Genomic DNA, 21095 nt, shown 5'->3' with positions numbered 1-21095 from the left:
CTAATCAATAACCCTAGATGCCCACCGTCTCTCCGATGCGTCTCCGCCGCTTCCGCCGCGTCCCAGCACCTCAACAGCGCCGGTGAAGGGGGTTCTAAGGTTTACGCCCAATGGCCGCAAGCGAAAAAATATAGAATCCGGGAAAAACTTTCTTTTTCTTTTTTATTATTTATTATCAGTTATTTGGGTGATTATAATTCGACAGACACAACCATGTCGCCGATCGACAAGCACGGAAAGCTGACTTTTGCACAGGGTTACACACAGACTCGGCAACGAGTCAGGCAGAGTCGGCTCTGCGGCCCCGAGTCAGTACCTCCGGTATCGGCAAACGCAGCGCGATCAGGCCCAGTATCACAGTCAAGTAAACCAAAGGTTCGATCTGAAACCCTTTTGCAAGCATGACATAATGCAGTCCGCCCAAAACCGCGGCCGGGTAGACGAGGCGTTGGAGGCTACGCCAACGCGGGCCTAAACGCCGGACAGACAGATTGTTGGACGTCGCGGCCAAAGGCACCATCAAAATGAATGCCGCCATCCCGACCGTAATATAAGGTCGCTTCAGGATATCAGCCCAGATCTGACCAAGTAGCTGAACGTCCAGAACCAGCCATACCAAGAGGTGCAGGGTTACATAAGAGAATGTAAGCACCCCAAGCGCACGCCTGAACTTGAGCAGGTTCAAACCAAAAAACCTGCGCAGTGGGGAAACAGCCAGCACAGCAATCAAGAGTTGCAATGCCAATTCGCCATAGCGATGTTCCAGCGCTTCGATCGGATCAACACCAAGGCCACCCGTCAAACCCTGATAGAATAGCCAGGGCGCTGGAAGCGCGCCCAACGCATAAACGACCCATACAGGTATCCGACGAAGTATCTGATTCACCGTCTGCATGACATTAATAGTAAGTCGACAGGTCCATACCTTCGTAAAGACCGGCAACGTCGGCTTCGTAACCATTGAACATCAATGTGGGAATGCGCTTGGCGAAAAGCCCTCCGCCTATCACGCGCTCTGAGGCCTGCGACCACCGTGGATGATCAACGTTGGGATTCACATTGCTGAAGAATCCATATTCACGCGGGTTCGCCATATTCCAGCTGGTCGGGGGCTCGGCGTCTGTAAGAGTGATGCGGACAATCGACTTGATCGACTTGAACCCATATTTCCAAGGTACGACCAGACGCAGAGGTGCTCCGTTCTGGTTGGGGATCGGGCGATCATAGATTCCGGTGGCCATGATCGTCAGCGGATGTAAGGCCTCATCCAGCCGCAAGCCTTCCCGATAGGGCCACTCCAGAACTGGGAACTGAACACCCGGCATTTCATCAGGTCGATATGCAGTTTCAAAGGCCACATATTTCGCGCCTTCCTGCACACCTGCCAAGTTCAGTAAATCGGCCAGCTCAAACCCATTCCACGGCACGACCATGGACCAAGCTTCGACACAGCGAAAACGATAGATACGTTCTTCGACCGTCATCTCGGACATGACCTCTTTGAAGTCATAGTCGCCCGGGCGGTCGACGAGGCCGTCGATTTTGATGCTCCAGGGTTCGGTCACCAATGTGTGCGCGTATTTGGCAGGATCATCCTTGCGCGTGCCGAATTCGTAATAGTTGTTGTAGGATGTAATGTCTTCCCACGTATTCGGCTCAAGCGCTTCCTGCGCCGACGCACCGCGCGCCATGCCCGCCAATCCGACACCTGCCATCCCGGCCATGACCTGTCGCCGGTTCAGGAACGCTGCCCGCGGGGTAACGTCAGCACGCGTCAAATTGTTGATCCAGCGATGCGCCATTTAAGTCTCCGATTTCATTCGCCTTAAGTGTCAGTTAGTGCGCTCTTAGCACAGGACAAAGGCAACATGCGTCACGATTGGGCGAAGTGGCTGTAATGAATCAAAGCGGATCCAATAATGACACACGGTGCGACCGCGCAAAGGGTGTCCCGCAGACCCTACTTAAGCGCGTCGTCCACAAGAGTTTCTCGCGAAACCTAACGTCAATTACAGCAACAACACTGGTTGCCATAACCATCTGGGTTTAAAATGAATTCGCGCAGAGAAAGAAAAGATGAGTCGTTATGAATGCGACCCAAAAACACGCGCAAAATGGACAGTGAAATGACCGGAAAGGAGCAAACATGAAACTGCGACTGGTTACCGGCATGGCTTTGGCCTTGCTAATTGCTGCATGCGGAGAAAAAGACACCTACCCCATCTCAGGATGCGACGCGAATGAGACGTTTCCCGTGACTTGCGAAGAAATCGGCGACGACAACCGTTTGAACGATTCCAATGCACAGGATCTGAACGCTCTGCCAACAGGCGCTTAACTCAGACTGCCAAAGATGCAATCCAAAGAGCCTGCCTTTCCGGCGGGCTCTTTTCGTTTTCAGAAACTGGAAACACAAAACCAATCACGTGGAGTTGAAGCCGTACGCCCCAAATCCCAAGCCGCGGGACAAACGCAGTCTTTACAAGGTCATCGTCCGGCATAGAGTCTGGCTGATCAGGTCTGGGACACCGACCTGTTGCAACCCGATGACCGGGATAGCCTAAAGGGAGAAGACGAATGTGTGACATCTGTGTGATGAACGCGGTCAAGGACCGTATGCTGTCGAGAAGAGGTTTCTTCAAAGCCGCAGCCGCCTCGGGCGTGGCAGTCGCCGCAACAAGCGCGACCGCACCAATGGCGATGGCAGCTGGCCATGGCAAGGTCGAGGACCTGACCCACACGCTGAGCGCAGATTTCCCGACCTACTTCGGTGAGCCCGGTTATGCGTCCGAGCAGGTGTTCAATTTCGGCGAACACGGCTTCAACCTGCAGCGCATGACTGTGAACGAACATACCGGAACACATATTGATGCACCGCTGCATTTCTCGGCCGATGGAACGGCTGTCGATGAAATACCGGTATCGGATCTGGTTGCGCCGCTATGTGTTGTCGATATCGCAGCCCGTGCGGCAGATGACGCCGACACTTTGCTGACGCCTGACGACCTCAAAGTATGGATGTCGGCGCATGGCGACATTCCGGACGGGGCGTGCGTGGCCTTGCATTCGGGATGGGCAGCCAAAGCCGACAGCGACGCCTACCGTGGATTTGACGGACAGGCCCAGCATTACCCCGGCTTCCACGTCGAGGCGGCACAAATGCTGATCGAAGAAACAGGTGCGCGGTCGATCGCGTCAGATACGCTGTCGCTGGATAATGGCATCTCGAGCGATTTCGCGACACATTATGCATGGCTGCCTACAGGCCGCTTTGGCATCGAGAACATCGCGGGCCTGGACCGAGTGCCAGCAGCAGGCGCGACACTGGTAATCGGCGCACCGAAACACAAAGGCGGCACCGGAGGCCCAGCGCGGATTTTTGCGATGGTTTGACACAACGGCGGGCGGTTTTTCTTGATCGCCCGCAACCATCAAGTAACGTGGTTTGATAGAGGATTGCCCCAAAGCGCGTAAAAAACGAATAAACCAACCATGTTTCGAGTTTTTCTGATTATTTCCGTCCTTTTTGCCTCTCCTGCAGCCGCTGACCTTAAGTCTTGTACTACGTTATTTGAAAAGACACCCCAGATTCTAAGCGATCTCAATCAAGTTGGCGAACATAGGTTTGAGGATGATCACCCGGGCCTCGGTTATTCAGTTACTTTTGCTGACCCCAGTTCGAAGTTGACCGTATTTTTGTACGATCACCAACAACAAGTCATTGATCCCGAGACAGCGATGGAAAGCTTTACCCAATCTGCCAGAGATATTGCCACTATCACAAGCAAACGCGGCGCTGAATTGGGCGAAATTCATGCCTACCAGATGCGGGACGCATCTCAAATCCTGCCTTTGCGCGCCCAAGCTGAAGCTTCGGATGGGATCTCTGAATTACTGGCACTGGGGGTTGTAGATAACTGTATCGTCAAGGTGCGGTTTACCGCGCAGTTTTCCATGAAGAAAGCACAAGTCTGGATGAAGGTGATTACAGATTACCTAAACAATGGTCTGGGATCTTCGACATAAAGAAACCCGCCAAGACGGCGGGTTTCACATTTACCTTCATTAATGAACGACGGCATCATCCGGTCTTGGGCGATCGGATGTACCCAAACGATCTCCGATGATCAAACCGTCCGATCCGGCGGAAACCGGAACCGTTTCGCCATCCTTGATCTCACCAGCCAGCAAAGCCTCGGCCAGCGGGTTCTGAAGCGCACGTTGGATCACGCGTTTCAAGGGACGCGCGCCAAAGACCGGGTCATAGCCTTCATCGGCCAGCCATTCCCTTGCGCCATCGTCCAGGGCAAGCTCGATCTTGCGGGCGGCCAGACGTTTTTGCAGGCGTGCCATCTGGATATCCACGATGCCGTCCATATCGGCCCGCTTGAGGCGGTCAAAGATGATGGTCTCATCCAGACGGTTCAGGAATTCGGGCCGGAAATGCGCCCGAACCGCATCCATCACGTCGCGCCGCGCCTGCGCGCTGTCGGCCCCTTCGGGCAACTGGCTAAGCGCTTGGCTCCCGAGGTTCGACGTCAGGATGATCAGCGTCTGCTTGAAGTCCACGGTGCGGCCCTGACCATCGGTCAGCACGCCATCGTCCAGAACCTGCAGCAGCACGTTGAACACATCCGGATGCGCCTTTTCGACCTCATCGAACAGCACAACCTGATAGGGTCTGCGCCGCACGGCTTCGGTCAGCACACCGCCTTCGTCATAGCCCACATAGCCCGGAGGCGCGCCGATAAGACGGGCGACTGCGTGTTTCTCCATGAACTCGGACATGTCGATGCGCACCATCGCGTTATCGTCGTCGAACAGGAAGTTCGCCACGGCCTTGGTCAACTCGGTCTTTCCCACACCGGTCGGCCCGAGGAACAGGAACGAACCCAGCGGGCGGTTCTCGTCATTCAGACCCGCACGCGCACGACGTACCGCGTTGGCAACGGCGGTTACCGCTGCATCCTGACCGATCACGCGGGAATGCAGATCATCTTCCATCCGCAGCAGTTTCTCGCGCTCACCTTCCAGCATCTTGGCGGTCGGAATTCCTGTCCAGCGTTCAACCACCGAAGCGATTTGCTCGGGACGCACCGTTTCTTCCGCCGTCATCGCGTTGCTTTCGCTGTTCTCGGCGTCGGCCAACTGTTTTTCAAGCTGGGGGATGACGCCATAGGACAGCTCACCCGCCTTGGCGAGGTTGCCTTCGCGCTTGGCGATCTCAAGATCAGCCCGCGCCTTGTCGAGCTGTTCTTTCAGATCACGTGCTCCAGCCAGCTTGTCACGTTCAGCTTGCCATTGGGCGGTCATCTCAGCGGATTTCTCCTGCAAATCAGCCAGATCCTTTTGCAAGGTTTCCAGACGATCTTTCGAGGCCGCGTCATCTTCGAGTTTCAGCGCCTCTTCCTCGATCTGCATCTGCAGGATCTGGCGATCCAACTGATCCAACTCTTCGGGTTTGGAATCGACTTCCATCCGCAGACGCGACGCGGCTTCATCGACAAGGTCGATGGCTTTATCGGGCAGGAAACGATCGGTGATATAGCGATGCGAGAGCGTCGCTGCCGACACCAACGCCGAGTCCGAAATCCGCACGCCATGGTGCAGCTCATATTTTTCCTTGATTCCGCGCAGGATGCTGATCGTGTCCTCGACCGTTGGCTCCTGCACCATCACAGGCTGGAACCGACGCGCAAGGGCCGCGTCTTTTTCGACGTATTTACGATACTCATCCAGCGTGGTCGCGCCAATACAATGCAGTTCACCCCGGGCAAGCGCAGGCTTGATCAGGTTGGCGGCATCCATCGCGCCGTCGGACTTCCCAGCGCCCACCAGCGTGTGCATCTCATCAATAAACAAGATGATCTCACCCGCAGCCTCAGTCACTTCGGTCAGCACGGCCTTGAGGCGTTCTTCGAACTCACCCCGGTACTTCGCACCGGCAATCAGCGCGCCCATGTCGAGCGCAAGCAGCTTCTTGTCTTTCAGCGATTCCGGCACGTCACCGTTGATGATGCGCAGGGCCATGCCCTCGGCGATCGCGGTTTTACCCACGCCGGGCTCACCAATCAGCACGGGGTTATTCTTGGTCCGACGCGACAGAACCTGCATCGAGCGGCGGATTTCCTCATCGCGCCCAATGATCGGATCGATCTTGCCTTCGGCCGCCGCCTCAGTCAGATCGCGCGCGTATTTCTTGAGCGCATCATAACCGTCTTCGGCAGACGCGGTGTCGGCAGTCCGGCCTTTTCGGATATCATTGATCGCTTCGTTGAGTTTCTGCGCAGTGACCGCACCATCTTCCAAAGCGTCCTTTGCCTTGGACTTAACCATGCACAGCGCCATCAGAATACGTTCGACAGGTACAAAGCTGTCGCCAGCCTTGGTTGCGATCTTTTCTGCCTCGGCGAGCACCTTTGCAGTCTGGCCGTCCAGATAGACCTGACCTGTATCGCCCTTGACCTTAGGGATACGTGCCATCGAGGCGTCCAGCGCATTCACCACACGGCTGGGCGCGCCACCTGCCCGTGTGATCAGGTTGCTGGCCAGCCCCTGATCGTCATCCATCAATGCTTTCAATAAGTGTTCAGGCGTCAGGCGCTGATGCTCTTCCCGCATCGCAATGGTCTGCGCCGCTTGCACGAAACCCCGCGCCCGCTCGGTGAACTTGTTCAAGTCCATTTTGCTCTCCTTCTCTAAGCGCCCCGGTTTGATGCGCCCGCCAGGCGGCACGTATCGATTGAGGCCTCACATTCAATTTGGGAAATATCCCACCCGGTTCAAGAGGCTGATCTTGCTAATTACTGCGTCATCTTCGCGGTACACTATATGCCGTGTACCCACCCGTTTCTGCCACCTTGCGCGCACCGTACATGTCGACCAATGACTGCGCGGCGCTACCCCCTGTCGGGCAGGAAACCAGATCGGCGGCATCATCAAGAAAATCCACGGTAAAGGCGGTTTCCCCTGTGATTTGGCAGTCGTCATCCGTGGACCTGTACCCACGAAGCAGGCGCAAATCCTCGTTGGTGGGCGACCTGACAACCGTATCGCCAGCCTCGGTTTCCAACGGCATATCCTGACACCCCAACAGGATCGCAGCGGACATTAATGCCAGCGGCACACTCGCGTTCAGTTTCATTCTCAAACCCGCTTTTCCAAGTACCCCATACTGTAACACATATCTGCTTTTCTGCCGTGATCTGAATCACACGGATGTCTTGCATGGACAGAACAGCCCGAACCCGTTAGGACGCACACGTTTGCCAAAAAAAAACGGAGCACGCCCCATGTCTGACGACCGCCTGATCGTAGCCCTCGACGTCCCGAATGCCTTGCAAGGTCTGGCCATGGCAGAGCGGCTGGGCGATAGCGTCTCCTTCTACAAGATCGGCCTGGGCATGTTGACTGGCGGAGGCTTGGCACTTGCCAATGAACTGAAACAGGATCACGGCAAGCGCATATTTCTGGACATGAAACTGTTCGACATCGGGAACACAGTTGAAAACGCCGTGCGTGGTCTGGCGCAGTTTGATTTGGATTTCCTGACAGTCCACGGTGACCCACATGTGGTGCGCGCAGCGAAAGAGGGTGCCTCGGGCAAGGATCTGAAAATCCTGGCTGTGACCATTCTGACCTCACTGAACAGGGACGATCTGGATGCCAGCTTGTTAAAGGCGGGCGACGTGCAGGACCTTGTTGTGGAACGGGCCGCCAAGGCGCTTGAGGCTGGGGCCGACGGTGTTATCGCCAGCCCACAAGAGGCGGCACTGATCCGCGCGTTGCCACAAGCCGAAGGACGATTGATCGTGACGCCGGGCGTGCGCCCGGCCGGCGCAGCCCTAGGGGATCAGAAACGAGTCGCAACACCCGCCAGCGCGATCGGCGACGGGGCGGATCATATCGTCGTGGGACGCCCGATTTATCAGGCCGAAGACCCAAAATCGGCCGCAGAAGCGGTTCTTGCCGAGTTAAATTCTTTGCAGCGGCACTGACGGACAAAAACGGTTTTCCTGCCAAATATCCGGGTTTTCGCACGCAAGCAGTTGACCTTACGTCACTTTTCACAAAACCGCGCCAAATCGACCCTGTGCCCCAAAACACACAGGAAAAACACGAGTTTTCCTTGTGTGATCCAAATCCTATCGAAACGCCGCGTTTTCAGCGATTCTGTCATCGTGATACTCCCCGCGGACCGTTTCTTCCTGAGGTCCGTCACCTCCCCCCGCCCTATGCGGGGGGTCTTCTTTCCAGAAAATTATGCGTTCGTCTCCATCCCGGGTTTTTGCTTGGGGCGTGGCTTGCTATGGTCAAATTGCCAGAACTGAACGCGGAAAGACCCCGATGCCCGGTCTCTGCCGAGATTGCCTGACCAAATTGATGGATGAACACCGTTGCCCGGCCTGCGGCAGCCCTCGGGTGAAGTCGCATCCCGAGCTTTTCGATCTGGCGATCGCACATATGGACTGCGACGCCTTCTATGCCTCGGTCGAGAAACGTGACAATCCGGAATTGGCCGACAAACCCGTTATCATCGGCGGGGGCAGACGTGGCGTTGTATCTACGGCATGCTACGTGGCCCGAATACGGGGCGTGCGTTCGGCCATGCCAATGTTCAAGGCGCTGCAACTTTGCCCCGAAGCGGTGGTGATCAAACCGCGCATGTCGGTATACGCCGAGGTTTCGCGCGAAATCCGCAAAATGATGGATGAACTGACCCCAGTGGTCGAACCTCTCTCGCTGGACGAGGCGTTTATGGACCTGTCCGGCACGGAACGCCTGCATGGTGCTCCGCCTGCGGTTATGTTGGCGGGCCTAGTCAAACGCATGAAAACTGAATTGGGTGTGACCGGGTCCATCGGTCTGTCGCACAACAAGTTTCTCGCCAAGGTCGCTTCGGATCTGGATAAGCCGCGCGGGTTTTCGGTTATCGGAAAAGAAGAGACAGCCGCGTTTTTGCACGACAAACCTGTACGACTGATTTGGGGGATCGGCCCGGCGGCTCAGGAGTCGCTGGACCGGGCTGGCATCCGTTCTTTTTCGGACCTGTTGCGCTGGGACCAAGAGGCGCTGACCGCTCGGTTCGGGTCGATGGGATACCGGTTATGGCATCTTGCGCGCGGTCAGGACAAACGCCGCGTATCCGCCCATGAACCGATGAAGTCGATCAGCAACGAAACCACCTTTTTCGAGGACACTGCCAGTCTTGATATTCTGGATGGGCATTTATGGCGTATGTCAGAAAAGGTGGCCGACCGCGCCAAAGCCAAGGGTTTGGCTGGCCGCGTTGTGACATTGAAGCTGAAGCAAGCCAATCACAAGATCATAACGCGCCGCGTTTCATTGCGCGACGCGACCCAGATCGCAGACCGCATCTACCGTACCGCGCGTGCGCTGTTCGATCAGGTTGGCGATCAGGGCCCCTATCGGCTGCTGGGTTGTGGGTTGTCTGATTTATGTTCAGAGGATCAGGCCGACATCACGGGTGACTTACTTGACCCCGGTGCCGCGCGCCGTTCTCAGGCCGAGAGGGCGACAGATGAAATTCGTCGTAAGTTCGGAACAGACGCGATCGTGAAAGGCCGGGCTTTGCGCTAGGTTTACTCTGCCGCCAGTCTAAGCGGCTCTTCCCCAATTTGCGCGATATCCTGTATCACCTTTCGAAGCACCTCGCGAAAGGCAGCAAAGTTCCCGTTCGGCTCAATCCGTGCCTCATCCATATAAAGCGAGCGGTCTATTTCGATCTGCACGGCGTGCTGGTTGCGACCCGGTCTGCCATAGGTTTGCGTAACATAGGCTCCGGCGAAGGGTGCATTCCGAACAACTGTCAAGCCCGCTGCAACAAACGCGGCCTCGATGCGGTCGACCACCTCACCCGAAGCGGACGCGCCGAACCGATCCCCCAATACGATCTGCGGTCGTCGGGAATTTGGCGTGCTTGCCATGGCAACGGCCTCATGGGGCATGGAATGGCAGTCGATCAAAATCGCCTGCCCGAAGGCTTTGTGCGAATCTGCCAACAAAGACTTAAGCCTTGCATGATAGGGTCGCCAGCATGTGTCGATGCGCAACCGCGCTTCGTCCATTGTCAGTTTACCGCGGTAAATCGCGCGACCATTGGACACCACACGCGGGATAACACCCAAGCCAGATGCGACCCGTGGATTGTGCCCTTGCCGACGTGCACCTTGAACCAAAGCGGGGTCCAGTTCTTCGGGGCTTCGGTTAAGGTCCAGATAAGCCCTGGGTTTGGTTGCTGAGATCAGCGGCGCCCCAAAATCCGCCGCTGGCAGGAACAGTTGATCGACAAAAGCATCCTCAGAAGATCGAATCACATCACGGCTCAGAATTGTGCGCTGCATCAATGACTCTGGGTAATGCCGGCCACTGTGGGGCGACGAAAACACAACGCAAGACGTGCGCTTTACGGGCATATCCAATACATAGGCGGCGTTCTGCATGGTGACTCCTTGTTCGGTCTGAACATAGACCGGAAAATAGTTATACCAAACCCCTTGAACCCCTTTGCGACTCCTTTTATAGACCCCGCTACCGGCGCGGAGTTCCGCGCCCCATTTCGTTGTGGGGCAGGGTTCGCAAAGGTTACGTGGGCGGTTAGCTCAGCGGTAGAGCACTTCGTTGACATCGAAGGGGTCACAAGTTCGATCCTTGTACCGCCCACCATCGTTTCACTGTTCCGGATTTTCCGGGGCACCCGCTAACCCAGGCGCTGGCCACGTCCTTGATGAAGGCGCCGCAGATTGGAGACAGACCCATGAAGGTCAAGAACTCGCTCCGCTCGCTCAAGAACCGGCACCGTGATTGCCGTATTGTGCGTCGCAAAGGCCGCGTCTACGTGATCAACAAGACGCAGCGCAAGTTCAAAGCTCGTCAGGGCTAAGAACTGCACATACCAGTTTGAAAGAACCGCGCCATCTGGTGCGGTTTTTTTGTGCCTCGGGTTAGGTTCAGGCCCCAACCGGAACTGTGGGCCGCAAAAGCAAACCGCATAAAGAAAAAAGGAGCAGCATAACTGCCGCCCCTTTTGCCTGCCCGTTCAAGTTTGAAGAGACTTAGCTCTGCTTTCCCGCAGCAAATCCAGTCACACCGCTCAGACCCAAATCAGCGACAAGCGTGGCTGCGCCGCTGCTCAGGTCGATCTTGTAGAGACCGGCGGTCTTTGCGTCCTCCAACTGCAGAATCGCATAACCCGCATTGTCGCCTTCCTTGGTCGAGACGATATCGAAGCCGCCCAACGGTGCCAGATCAGCCGTTTTCCCATCGACCGTGACTTGCCCGATCGTGGCCAATGTCCCGGCGTTGTTGGCAAGGCTTACCAGCGCATTCGTTTCAGCATCCAAGGCGTATTGGAACGTGTCGCCCGCCTTTTTCCCATGGATGGCATTGGTATAGGCATTCGCAAAGATACCAGGTGTCTTGCCGTGCATGCTGTCACCTTCAGCATAGGCCAGATCGGTGAACCGACGCACGGAGCCCGCTCTTTCATCGTTGTCGCCAAAACCTTCCGGGAAATATACAAGGTTGTCCCCGGCCGATGATACCGCCCGAACAGCATCGATCTTGTTGTTAAAGTCAAAAGCAACGGCCGCATCAGCGGCAATCTTTGCGCCTTCTTTAAAGCTGGCACCGAGGTCCTTCATTTTGCCGCTTTTGGTGTCGATGGCATAGACATGACCATTTGCGAAACCCAAAAGCTCACCGGTGACAGGCCGCCAGGCAATGGCCCGGACTTCTTTCTTAAGCTCGACCTTCGAAACCGAACCCGGCTTTTTCAGGTCCGACATGACAACCAGCGTTTTGCCGGAATCTGCCAGTGCATATCCTGCGGTTGCTGATTTGTCGCCCGCACTTGCGGCGGCAGAAACCAGCGAAAAAGCCGAGGCGAGAAGTGCTTTTTTCAACATACTGTTGGTCCTTTTTAAAGGCCCGTTGCCCGGCTCTCGGCCAGTCACGGGGTGTTCACGATGCGGGAACAAATGGTGCCGGAAACCGTGAGCGTCACAGCATTTTAATGTGAAGGATCGTTATTGAATAATTGCGCGATCGGCCTGGAAGACTGCGCTGACCCAGTACGGAACCTTGCAGGCTTGTGCTTTGGTCTTTAGATCAAACTTTGACCAACTAATTTACTCGGATTTACTTGCATCTCGCCCAGAATCGTTTAATTGACCAAATCAGTCGGGTTATCCCCGCCACGATATTCACTGTTGGGACACATCATGCTGAAATCCTCTACCTGTATCGCCGCCACACTCACAGCTCTGATCGCAACGTCTGCCGCCGCTGAGGGCGAGCTGAATTTGTATTCGTCGCGCCACTATGACACGGATGAGCGCCTGTATTCCGATTTCGAAGAAGCCACCGGTATCACGATCAACCGCATTGAAGGTAAAGCAGACGAGCTTATCGCGCGGATGGAAGCCGAGGGTGCGAACTCACCTGCAGACATTCTGCTGACCGTTGACACCTCGCGTCTGGCGCGGGCCAAAAACGCAGGTATTCTGCAAGCCGTAGACAGCGCTGTTCTGGAAGATCGCATCCCGGCCAACCTGCAGGACGAAGACAATCAGTGGTACGGTTTCTCGCAACGCGCCCGGATCATATTCTTTGACAAAGCCGAGGTGGCAAACCCGCCGGCAAACTATCTTGATCTGGCCAAGCCGGAATACAAAGGTTTGGTATGCATCCGCTCATCCAGCAACACTTATAACCAAACGCTGCTGGCTGCCATCATCACCAATCACGGGACCGAAGCCGCCAAGACCTGGGCCGAAGGCATTGTCGCCAACATGGCGCGCGAACCTCAGGGCGGTGACACGGACCAACTGCGCGGCATCGTTTCGGGTGAATGCGAGATCGCCGTTTCGAACTCCTACTACTTTGCACGCGCCCTGCGCAAAGACGTCAAAGGCCTGAGCGCCGATATCGACATGATCGGCGTGCAGTTCCCGGCGCAAGACGCGGAAGGTGCCCATATGAACCTGTCCGGTGCTGGTGTCGCGGCGCATGCCCCCAACAAGGACAACGCCGTCAAGTTCCTGGAGTATCTGGCAGGCGAACAGGCGCAGGTGTATTTCTCGAACGGTAACGACGAATTCCCCGCCGTTGAGGGCGTGGCACTGGCCGACAACGTGGCCTCTTTGGGCACATTCAAAGCCGACGAAGTCAACCTGTCGGATGTAGCCAAGAACATTCCAGAGGCTCAGAAGATCTTCAACGAAGTCGGTTGGAAGTAATCCGCTGACACTCAAGGCTAGGAAAAAGGGCGCAGCATGCTGCGCCCTTTTTCTATTGCATCACTATTTAATTTAAATCATATTTCCCATATTCGGCTAATTATCTCATATATGGACAATGCTTGATAACCTTTCCAACCGTCTGGCAAGCCGTCTGAGCGAGCTCCGTCATGCGCGGAACTGGTCGCTGGATCATCTCGCCCAACACAGCGGCGTCAGCCGGGCCACGTTGTCTCGTATGGAAAAAGGCGATGTCAGCCCCACGGCTGAAACCCTGGGCCGACTATGTGCAGCATACGAGTTGCCAATGTCGCGTCTGCTGATGATGGTCGAAGACAGTTTTGATCCGCGCGTTCCGTTTGAGCGACAGCCCGAATGGCGCGACCCCGAAACCGGATTTACACGCCGATCCGTATCCCCACCGGCAACGGGCCTGAATGGCGAAGTACTTGAGGGGCATCTGCCACCAAACACGGTGATCTCTTACGACGCGCCGCCAAAACCTGGGCAGGAACACCACCTCGTCATGTTGGATGGCGCATTGGCCTTAACGGTCGACGGTATCACACATGACCTGAATGGCGGAGACTGCCTCCGGTATCATCTCTCCGGGCCGACCAGATTTGAAACCCCGACAACCCGCGGCGCGCGGTATTTGCTGGTGCTGATATGATTGCACTGCTTACAGCGGATGATCAGGCAACAGCCACGGGCGATCTGGCCGACATCCTACATGCCTGTGTCCATGACGGGGCAAGCGTTGGGTTCATCCTGCCCTTCTCGCACGAAGACGCCCGCATGTATTGGCTGCAGCAGGTCTGGCCCGACGTACACTCGGGCAAGGTCGAGCTTTTCGCCTATCGCACCTCCGAGCGCATTCTGGGAACGGTTCAGCTGGTCCCGGCGCAGATGCCCAACCAGCCGCATCGGGCGGATGTCGCCAAATTGCTGGTACACCCGAGCGCGCGGCGACGCGGGCTGGCGCGCGCGCTCATGGCAACGCTCGAAAAGCGGGCGAGAGAGTTGGATCGCTCATTGCTCGTATTGGATACGCGCAGCTCGGACCCGTCGCGCAAACTGTACCAGTCCATTGGGTTTGAGACGGCAGGAGAGATCCCGAACTACTGCCGCAACCCATTTGAAAACCGGTTGGAACCCACGACCTTAATGTTCAAAACCTTAAACTCAGCCACGAGTTTGCGCTGACGCAACATATACACTTTGCGGGTTTGACGCACTCAGTCATTCGACGTCACGCCATTCACTTCTGCAATGAAATCGGCCAGCATCGGAACATAGTGATCGCCCTTTCCTGACGCCTCCATGGCGGCAAACGCATTGCGCAGTGTCGCCTGAACCGGCGTCACAGCACCGATGCTATTGGCAAGGTTCGCGAGATACCGCATGTCTTTATGTGCGTTTGTAACCGCAAACCGGTGGGCGTCTTCATCACGATCAAGCGTCCACCTCATGAATGTGTCATAAAACCCGTTCGACAAGCGGCTGGGGCGCAAAACGGAATCCACCTGCTCTGCGCTGAGACCAGACTTACGGGCAACGGCCAACGCTTCGGAATACAAGACCGCATAGCCCATGGCGATAAAGTTGTTGATCAGCTTCATCTTGTGGCCCGTGCCAACGTCGCCCATGTGCACAACCAACCCGGCCCAGCATTCCAGAACCGGCCGGATCCGCTCTAGCGTTTCGGGCGTGGCACCGACCATGGTGTCGAGTGTTCCGGCCTGAGCCTCGGCCGGGGTGCGGCCCAGCGGGGCATCTGCCATGTCCATGCCCGCCGCGCGCAGTTCCTCGACCAGTTGCAGCGTTGAAACCGGGTCAGAGGTCGAGCAATCTACGACAATCAGCCCTTTCTTGCCCGAAGCGATAATTCCGTCCGAACCGCGAACATGCTGCTCAACCTGCGGGCTTCCCGACACGCACAGATGAATGATGTCGCATTTTTCCGCCATCTCTCGGGCCGTTGAAACCTCGCTTGCGCCACGCTGAATAAGATCATCGACAGGTTGCCGGTTTCGGTGGGCCATCACCACCAAGGGATAGCCTTTTTCCACGATGTTCTTGGCCATGCCATGGCCCATCAATCCAACACCAATGAAGCCGATAACAGGTTTATTCATGTTCATTCCTTTTCTGACATCTTGTCCGAAAGTTAGGCGTCCGAGGACTGAGACCAAAGATTGACCTCACCATTCGAAGAATACCGGTCAATTTCAGCCAGTTCTTCCGCAGTGAATTCCGTGTTCTTGAGCGCACCCACGCAATCGACAATCTGCTCAGATCGGGACGCGCCGATCAATGCAGTCGTGATGCCACCACCACGCAGCACCCAGGCAATCGCCATTTGCGCCAAGGTCTGACCACGCCGTTTGGCGATTTCATCCAGCTTGCGCAAGTTGTCGATCATCGCCTGTGTCAGAAGATCAGGGTCCAGCGACTTGTTGTCAGACGCCCTGCTGTCCTCAGGCACGCCACTCAGGTATTTGCCCGTCAGCAACCCCTGCGCCAGTGGTGTGAAGGCGATCGAGCCGATACCCAGCTCTTGCAAAGTCGCCTTGAGCCCATCCGTTTCGACCCATCTGTTGATCATGTTGTAGCTGGGTTGATGGATGATGCAGGGGGTACCGAGGTCTTTCAGGATCGCCGCGGCCTCACGGGTGCGTTGAGAGTTGTATGACGATATCCCGACATACAACGCCTTGCCCGACCGGACGATCTGATCCAGCGCACCCATCGTTTCCTCAAGCGGGGTCTTGGGATCGAACCGGTGCGAATAGAAGATGTCCACATAATCCAGCCCCATTCTTTTAAGGCTCTGATCGCAGGACGAGATCAGGTATTTTCTGCTACCCCATTCGCCATAGGGCCCCGGCCACATTTCGTACCCGGCCTTGGACGAGATCACCAATTCATCCCGGTAACCGGCAAAGTCGGTTTTCAAAATCTCTCCGAACGCCTCTTCTGCACTGCCGGGGGGAGGGCCGTAATTGTTTGCCAGGTCAAAATGCGTGATGCCCAGATCAAAAGCCGTGCGGCATAACTGCTGCTTTAACTGATGGGGTCTGTCTCCACCGAAATTGTGCCACAACCCCAAAGAGATCGCAGGCAGCTTGAGGCCGCTGTTTCCACAATAGGAATATGTCATATCCGCATAGCGGGTCTCACTGGGCACGTATGGGCTAAGTGTCATTTGGTTCGTCCTGTTTGAAATACCGCTGTTGCGTCGCAATCGTGGTGGTGTTGGGCAACCTCTACCCACGCGACGTCACAAAGGATATTGGTCTGTATGATCTGGCGCGATCATAGGTAAGCGTCACTTTGTTCTCAAATGTCTTTAACCATGTTAAAAACACAATAATGAACAGGGGGAGTGTTGGCCATGGCGCGCCCGGACCGCGTTTTCAAAGCTGCGTATAACGCCATGCTGGATAGCTTGGTGGCCGATCCCGATATCGGAAACGTGTCAGGAATCGCTCGGCATCTAAAGGTCAGCCGGACAACTGTTCGAAGCATCCTGAACCGATTGGAAACCCAAAAGATCATCGACAACACCCAAGCGACCCCGCGGCTGTCACGCGTTCCTGTGCGCGAAGATTACTTTGACACAAGCGAAACCATGGATGTGCGCGACATGCTAGAGGCCACTTTCATGCAGATGATCCGAAACCAGGATATCGGCCCCGGTACACTGCTCAGCGAGGGGCAACTGGCCCGACAATTCAACGTTTCAGTCCAAACCATGCGAGAGTTTCTGATCGGCCTCAGCCGATTTGGCTTTGTACGCAAGGACCATCATCGGCGCTGGGTGCTTGAAGGCGTCACCAAGAAATACGCGCTTGAACTGCACGAGGTTCGGGTCATGTTCGAGTGCCGGGCCATCGAAAAACTGTGCGTTTTACCCGAAAACGATCCCTTCTGGGGTGGGTTGATCCGCGTGCACCACGAGCATCTTGCGATTGATGAAAACACAGATTTTTCCCAGCTGGATTTCCCGGCTTTGGACACTAAATTCCATCGGTTTTTGAACGCCCACGCGGATAACAGGCTGATTGTGGGATTTCAGGACGCGATTGCCATGATTTTCAACCATCACTACCTCTGGCCGCTTGACGACCAGTTGCAGCATCATCTGGCGGCAACTTCCGACCATGTTGCAATCATCGAAAACATTCTGCGGCGGGATAAGCGCAAAGCCCGCACTGCCATGCAAGCGCATCTGGATGCCACCCGTCGGCGTTTCACCGAAGCCATTGATTGAGGATCTGGCCGTGTTTAGACGGCTTGATGAACTTCGATCACGTTGCCTTCGGGATCGTGAAAGAACACCTGATGCCATTCTTTCGCAAACGCCGTTCCGTAATCAGAATACGGGACGTTGTTGGCATCAAGCATCTTTTTGAAAGCCTCGATATCATCTGTCCTGAACGCGATGTGGCCGCGTTCGACCGGGTTTATCGTCTCATTATGTTTGAACGCGACCCCAAGGTCCCGTTCGGCCAGATGCATCTGCATTCTCCCTTCGGTCGCAAACCGGATTTTCCCACTGTAGCCGCGGTCTTGTGTTTCCTGTGACCGTGGAAAATTCTCGATCGGAATGTCATCGAGGCCCAGAATATCAGTGTAGAAATGGTGCAGGCGATCCACGTCGTCAGCAACAAAGTTGATATGGTGAAATTCCAGTTTCATGTCCGCGTCTTTCCAAAGCCCGGTTTACTGATGTCTTTTTGCAGATGAGCAGAACTTGAAGCGGTCAACAACAGATTTGCGGCTTAAAATAGCCTCTGACCTATCGCCCAACAACAAGTACCTAATTTGGCCACATCGAAGAGGAATTTCTTGAATGCCGGCGCTTTTGCGTGATCACTAGTCAGATGAGTGTTGGAGGCTGCCTATGAAATCCTGGTTTTTCGTGGTTCAAATCTGTTGCGTGCTGGCAATCGCCGCCTGTTCTTCAAAACCTCGAACCTACGAAAAGACCGTAACACGATCCGTAGCCGCACCATCCAGTGGCACGCTATCACAGGCCGCACGTAGGCTTGGCGACCCAAGGGATGGCCGCTCGGGTGTCCGACTGATCAGCGACGGCGAGCAGGCGCTGGTTTCACGGTTGTTGATGGCCGCCGCAGCCGAGCAAACCATAGATGCCCAGTACTATCTGCTACATAACGATCCAACAGGGCACCTGTTTGCGGCCAGTCTGCTTCAAGCCGCAGATCGCGGTGTTCGTGTACGGTTGTTGCTGGATGACATGGATACCTCTGGCTACGACGCGATGACCGCTGCGCTGGATTTGCATGAGAATATCGAAATCCGGCTGTTCAACCCTTTTTGGCGAGACCAAAGCCTGCTGATCGCCGGTTTGACCGATTTCAAACGCATCAACCGGCGCATGCACAACAAGTCAATGACTGCGGATAACACGTTCACAATCGTCGGAGGCCGCAATATCGGGGCCGAGTATTTTCTGGCCCGGGAAGAGATGAACTATGCCGACCTGGATGTCCTGGCGGCAGGTCCTGTTGTTCGGGACGTATCAGACAGTTTTGATGCCTACTGGAACAGCGAATTCGCGGTTCCTGCTCGTGTCGTCATCTCGCAACCGCAAACACTGACACTCGATCAGGCCCGCAACCGACTGAATGAACTGGTCGAGGACGCTGCGCAAACGCAATATGGGAACGCCTTGCGTAGATCAGCTGCAGAAAACTTTTCCGATGGTGCGTTGTCGCTGGACTGGGTTAATGCCACGGTTTATGCGGATCCCCCGTCCAAAGCGGCTGGTGTCGACAGTGGGGATCCCATTCTTGCATCACAACTGTTGCCCTATTTCGAGGCGGCAAACAGCGAGGTCAGCATCGTTTCTGCCTATTTTGTTCCGCGCAAAAACGGCGTCAAATGGATGACCGAGCTTGAAGAACGTGGCGTCGACGTCAAGGTGGTCACGAATTCGCTGGCATCGAATGATGTGGCGCCGGTTTATGCGCATTATGCCAAAAAGCGCCGCGCGCTTTTGCGCAACGGGGTGGAGCTTTATGAGCTGCGCCCAGATGCGTATCAGGTTCAGCAACGCGGTGTGAACTGGGCACAGTCCCGTTCGGGATTGCATTCCAAGGCCTTTGCAGTAGACGACCGTTATCTGTTTGTCGGATCGTTCAATTGGGATCCGCGATCGGTCAATATCAATACGGAGATGGGTATCCTGATCGACTCGCCCGCGCTTACGACGCAAACCATGGCCACGTTGGATGACGCCCTGCCCGCATATACCTACAGTGTCACGCTGGACGAATATGATCGGCTGATGTGGCGAACCCAGGAACAGGACGGCACGATCCGAGAATACAATTCCGAGCCGACGGGATCGACATGGGATCACATCGTATCAGGTTTCCTGGCCATACTGCCCATTGGCTCACAACTTTGAAAACACCCGGTTCAAAGCCTTTTCAGGCGGGCCATCACAACGCGTGAACGTCAAACGGTTCGGAAAAGCCTTTGAACATCGTTCCAGCGAATGTGTCTTGCACTTCTGCCTTGTCCAATAGGCTCAGGGTTGCCTGATCAACCAACATTCGACTGCCTGTTTTCTGTGTCTCTGCTTCTAACCGAGCCGCCAGGTTTACGGTCGATCCGATACATGTATACGTTGCCCGGCTGTCTGTACCGGCGTATCCGGCGACCACCTCTCCGGTTGCAATTCCGACCCCGATCCGCAGATCGCCTTTTTGTTCTGCAGACCTTTCCAGGTTCAAAGTTTCGATCATATGGTGCATTTCATGGCCAGCTGCGACCGCGCTTTGGGCTGTATTTTCCAAAGCCTGCGGAACACCGAACAACGCCATAAGGCCGTCACCCAGCATCAGGCTGACGATCCCACCATTGCTGGTCACGGCCTCGAACATCAGCGTGTAAAACGTGTTGAGCAGATCAATCGTCGCCTCGGGCGCAAGATTTTCTGACAATGCAGTAAACCCGCGAATATCACAGAACAGAACGGACGCACTTGCTCGCTTTCCGCCGATTGCAAATCCCGATTGCTGCAGGTCCTCGGCAACTTCAGTGGTCGCAAAACGCTCTAGCAGGCGTTTTTGTTCGTCCCTGAGGCGTTTCTTTTCCAAACCGCTGGCGACGCGCGCACTCAGCAGCGTCTTGTTAACTGGCTTTGGCAAGTAGTCCTCGGCACCCAATTCGATACAGCGCACGATATTGTCCAGCCCCTCGACCGAGGACGTCACGATGACCGGCAGATCACGCAGTTTCGCATCTGTCTTGATTGCCTCAAGAACCTGAAACCCGTCCATTTCAGGCATTTCGATATCCAGAAGTAAAAGGTCAAAGGGGTGACGTTCAAGCATCTCCATCGCGACCCGGCCATTCTCGGCCACGGTTGCCTTGTGCCCCAAAAGCTCGACGTTTCGGGACAGCAGAAGGCGGTTCACCTTGTTGTCGTCAACAATCAGCAGATGGCCAGGAAGTTCAGTCATCAATCAAGCCCCGCAAGGCCGTTGCTGCCGTTTCCAGCGAGGCTTCCAAAGACATTGCATCGGAAAGATCGCCATTCGCGGGGAACCCTCCCACTTCGATCTTTCGGGCCTGCTCGGCCAGGTCTGTGGCGCCGAATGTGTATGCGTTGGACTTTATGGAGTGTGCTGCCCGACGATAGCCATCAACGTCAGATGCCTTGGCTGCCGTTTTCAAGGCATCAATCATTACGGGCGCCTCATCCAGAAAGGTTTGCACAAGCTCGGCCGCGAAATCATCACCGGTCGCATCTTTGAGCTCTGCGAAGATACCAAGGTCAATAGGTCCGTTCGTCAT

Annotated in this window: 22 protein-coding genes and 1 tRNA gene; 12 read left to right on the top strand and 11 right to left on the bottom strand. The window is 55.5% G+C overall.

The window, feature by feature from the left end:
* Positions 1-280: 280 nt before the first annotated feature.
* Together msrQ and msrP are read right to left on the bottom strand one after the other, a co-directional pair.
* Positions 281-895, bottom strand: coding sequence for a protein-methionine-sulfoxide reductase heme-binding subunit MsrQ (gene msrQ / locus ACR0BD_RS17105; RefSeq protein ID WP_480832197.1), 615 nt, complete (start codon positions 893-895; stop codon positions 281-283).
* A 4-nt stretch (positions 896-899) separates the two neighbouring features.
* Positions 900-1802 (bottom strand): protein-methionine-sulfoxide reductase catalytic subunit MsrP, encoded by a 903-nt coding sequence (gene msrP, locus ACR0BD_RS17100; protein WP_480832195.1) that lies wholly within the window; start codon positions 1800-1802, stop codon positions 900-902.
* 344 nt (positions 1803-2146) lie between these two features.
* Here msrP and ACR0BD_RS17095 point away from each other — a divergent pair, with 344 nt between their 5' ends.
* The 3 genes from ACR0BD_RS17095 (at position 2147) to ACR0BD_RS17085 (ending at position 4026) form a co-directional block, all read left to right on the top strand.
* Positions 2147-2338, top strand: a complete 192-nt coding sequence (locus tag ACR0BD_RS17095) for a hypothetical protein (RefSeq protein WP_480698150.1) — start codon at positions 2147-2149, stop codon at positions 2336-2338.
* A 239-nt stretch (positions 2339-2577) separates the two neighbouring features.
* Complete coding sequence (locus ACR0BD_RS17090; RefSeq protein WP_480832193.1) at positions 2578-3393, top strand: cyclase family protein; 816 nt, start codon at positions 2578-2580, stop codon at positions 3391-3393.
* Positions 3394-3492: 99 nt separating this feature from the next.
* Positions 3493-4026 (top strand): hypothetical protein, encoded by a 534-nt coding sequence (locus tag ACR0BD_RS17085; RefSeq protein ID WP_480832192.1) that lies wholly within the window; start codon positions 3493-3495, stop codon positions 4024-4026.
* A 39-nt stretch (positions 4027-4065) separates the two neighbouring features.
* Here the strand turns inward: ACR0BD_RS17085 and clpB are convergent, their stop codons facing one another.
* Both clpB and ACR0BD_RS17075 read right to left on the bottom strand, forming a co-directional pair.
* Complete coding sequence (gene clpB / locus ACR0BD_RS17080) at positions 4066-6684, bottom strand: ATP-dependent chaperone ClpB (RefSeq protein ID WP_480698156.1); 2619 nt, start codon at positions 6682-6684, stop codon at positions 4066-4068.
* A 127-nt stretch (positions 6685-6811) separates the two neighbouring features.
* Positions 6812-7144 (bottom strand): hypothetical protein, encoded by a 333-nt coding sequence (locus ACR0BD_RS17075; RefSeq protein WP_480832190.1) that lies wholly within the window; start codon positions 7142-7144, stop codon positions 6812-6814.
* Positions 7145-7292: 148 nt separating this feature from the next.
* Here ACR0BD_RS17075 and pyrF point away from each other — a divergent pair, with 148 nt between their 5' ends.
* Both pyrF and ACR0BD_RS17065 read left to right on the top strand, forming a co-directional pair.
* Positions 7293-7997: an orotidine-5'-phosphate decarboxylase gene (gene pyrF / locus ACR0BD_RS17070; RefSeq protein WP_480698160.1), complete on the top strand. Its 705-nt coding sequence runs from the start codon at positions 7293-7295 to the stop codon at positions 7995-7997.
* A 349-nt stretch (positions 7998-8346) separates the two neighbouring features.
* Positions 8347-9600, top strand: a complete 1254-nt coding sequence (locus ACR0BD_RS17065) for a DNA polymerase IV (RefSeq protein ID WP_480832188.1) — start codon at positions 8347-8349, stop codon at positions 9598-9600.
* A 2-nt stretch (positions 9601-9602) separates the two neighbouring features.
* Here the strand turns inward: ACR0BD_RS17065 and ACR0BD_RS17060 are convergent, their stop codons facing one another.
* Entirely contained in the window at positions 9603-10463 is an 861-nt protein-coding gene (locus ACR0BD_RS17060; protein WP_480698164.1) for an N-formylglutamate amidohydrolase, read from the bottom strand.
* Between the two features lie 148 nt (positions 10464-10611).
* On the opposite strand from ACR0BD_RS17060, the gene ACR0BD_RS17055 reads away from it, so the two are divergent.
* Both ACR0BD_RS17055 and ykgO read left to right on the top strand, forming a co-directional pair.
* Positions 10612-10686, top strand: a tRNA-Val gene (locus ACR0BD_RS17055).
* Positions 10687-10777: 91 nt separating this feature from the next.
* The gene (gene ykgO / locus ACR0BD_RS17050; protein ID WP_008755722.1) at positions 10778-10903 is read left to right on the top strand and encodes a type B 50S ribosomal protein L36; all 126 of its coding nucleotides are present in this window, start codon (positions 10778-10780) and stop codon (positions 10901-10903) included.
* A 172-nt stretch (positions 10904-11075) separates the two neighbouring features.
* Here the strand turns inward: ykgO and ACR0BD_RS17045 are convergent, their stop codons facing one another.
* Positions 11076-11927: a DUF4394 domain-containing protein gene (locus ACR0BD_RS17045; protein WP_480832186.1), complete on the bottom strand. Its 852-nt coding sequence runs from the start codon at positions 11925-11927 to the stop codon at positions 11076-11078.
* A gap of 315 nt (positions 11928-12242) precedes the next feature.
* On the opposite strand from ACR0BD_RS17045, the gene ACR0BD_RS17040 reads away from it, so the two are divergent.
* From ACR0BD_RS17040 to ACR0BD_RS17030, 3 genes are all read left to right on the top strand, one after another.
* Entirely contained in the window at positions 12243-13259 is a 1017-nt protein-coding gene (locus ACR0BD_RS17040) for an extracellular solute-binding protein (RefSeq protein WP_480832185.1), read from the top strand.
* A 118-nt stretch (positions 13260-13377) separates the two neighbouring features.
* A complete protein-coding gene (locus ACR0BD_RS17035) occupies positions 13378-13932 on the top strand; it encodes a helix-turn-helix domain-containing protein (protein WP_480832183.1) in 555 nt (184 codons plus the stop codon).
* On the top strand, positions 13929-14465 hold the full coding sequence (locus tag ACR0BD_RS17030) for a GNAT family N-acetyltransferase (RefSeq protein WP_480832181.1): 537 nt from the start codon (positions 13929-13931) through the stop codon (positions 14463-14465). The genes ACR0BD_RS17035 and ACR0BD_RS17030 overlap by 4 nt, the downstream gene beginning before the upstream one ends.
* Positions 14466-14497: 32 nt before the next feature.
* On the opposite strand, the gene ACR0BD_RS17025 is transcribed toward ACR0BD_RS17030, so the two are convergent.
* Both ACR0BD_RS17025 and mgrA read right to left on the bottom strand, forming a co-directional pair.
* A complete protein-coding gene (locus ACR0BD_RS17025) occupies positions 14498-15454 on the bottom strand; it encodes an NAD(P)-dependent oxidoreductase (RefSeq protein ID WP_480832179.1) in 957 nt (318 codons plus the stop codon).
* On the bottom strand, positions 15430-16467 hold the full coding sequence (gene mgrA / locus ACR0BD_RS17020; protein WP_480832177.1) for an L-glyceraldehyde 3-phosphate reductase: 1038 nt from the start codon (positions 16465-16467) through the stop codon (positions 15430-15432). Before mgrA ends, ACR0BD_RS17025 begins: the two co-directional genes overlap by 25 nt.
* 189 nt (positions 16468-16656) lie before the next feature.
* On the opposite strand from mgrA, the gene ACR0BD_RS17015 reads away from it, so the two are divergent.
* Positions 16657-17535 carry a GntR family transcriptional regulator gene (locus ACR0BD_RS17015; RefSeq protein WP_480698177.1) on the top strand — a complete coding sequence of 293 codons (879 nt, stop codon included), beginning with the start codon at positions 16657-16659 and terminating at the stop codon, positions 17533-17535.
* Between the two features lie 14 nt (positions 17536-17549).
* On the opposite strand, the gene ACR0BD_RS17010 is transcribed toward ACR0BD_RS17015, so the two are convergent.
* A complete protein-coding gene (locus tag ACR0BD_RS17010; RefSeq protein WP_480698179.1) occupies positions 17550-17963 on the bottom strand; it encodes a VOC family protein in 414 nt (137 codons plus the stop codon).
* A gap of 205 nt (positions 17964-18168) precedes the next feature.
* Between ACR0BD_RS17010 and ACR0BD_RS17005 the strand changes: the two genes are divergently transcribed.
* Positions 18169-19701 (top strand): phospholipase D family protein, encoded by a 1533-nt coding sequence (locus tag ACR0BD_RS17005; RefSeq protein ID WP_480832174.1) that lies wholly within the window; start codon positions 18169-18171, stop codon positions 19699-19701.
* A 34-nt stretch (positions 19702-19735) separates the two neighbouring features.
* On the opposite strand, the gene ACR0BD_RS17000 is transcribed toward ACR0BD_RS17005, so the two are convergent.
* Together ACR0BD_RS17000 and ACR0BD_RS16995 are read right to left on the bottom strand one after the other, a co-directional pair.
* Positions 19736-20761 carry an adenylate/guanylate cyclase domain-containing protein gene (locus ACR0BD_RS17000; RefSeq protein ID WP_480832172.1) on the bottom strand — a complete coding sequence of 342 codons (1026 nt, stop codon included), beginning with the start codon at positions 20759-20761 and terminating at the stop codon, positions 19736-19738.
* The gene (locus ACR0BD_RS16995; RefSeq protein ID WP_480832170.1) at positions 20754-21095 is read right to left on the bottom strand and encodes an Hpt domain-containing protein; all 342 of its coding nucleotides are present in this window, start codon (positions 21093-21095) and stop codon (positions 20754-20756) included. Before ACR0BD_RS16995 ends, ACR0BD_RS17000 begins: the two co-directional genes overlap by 8 nt.

Source organism: Ruegeria sp. G5, assembly GCF_056533365.1.
The sequence above is the reverse complement of the archived record's forward strand: the minus strand, read 5'-3'. Positions and strand labels throughout refer to the sequence as shown.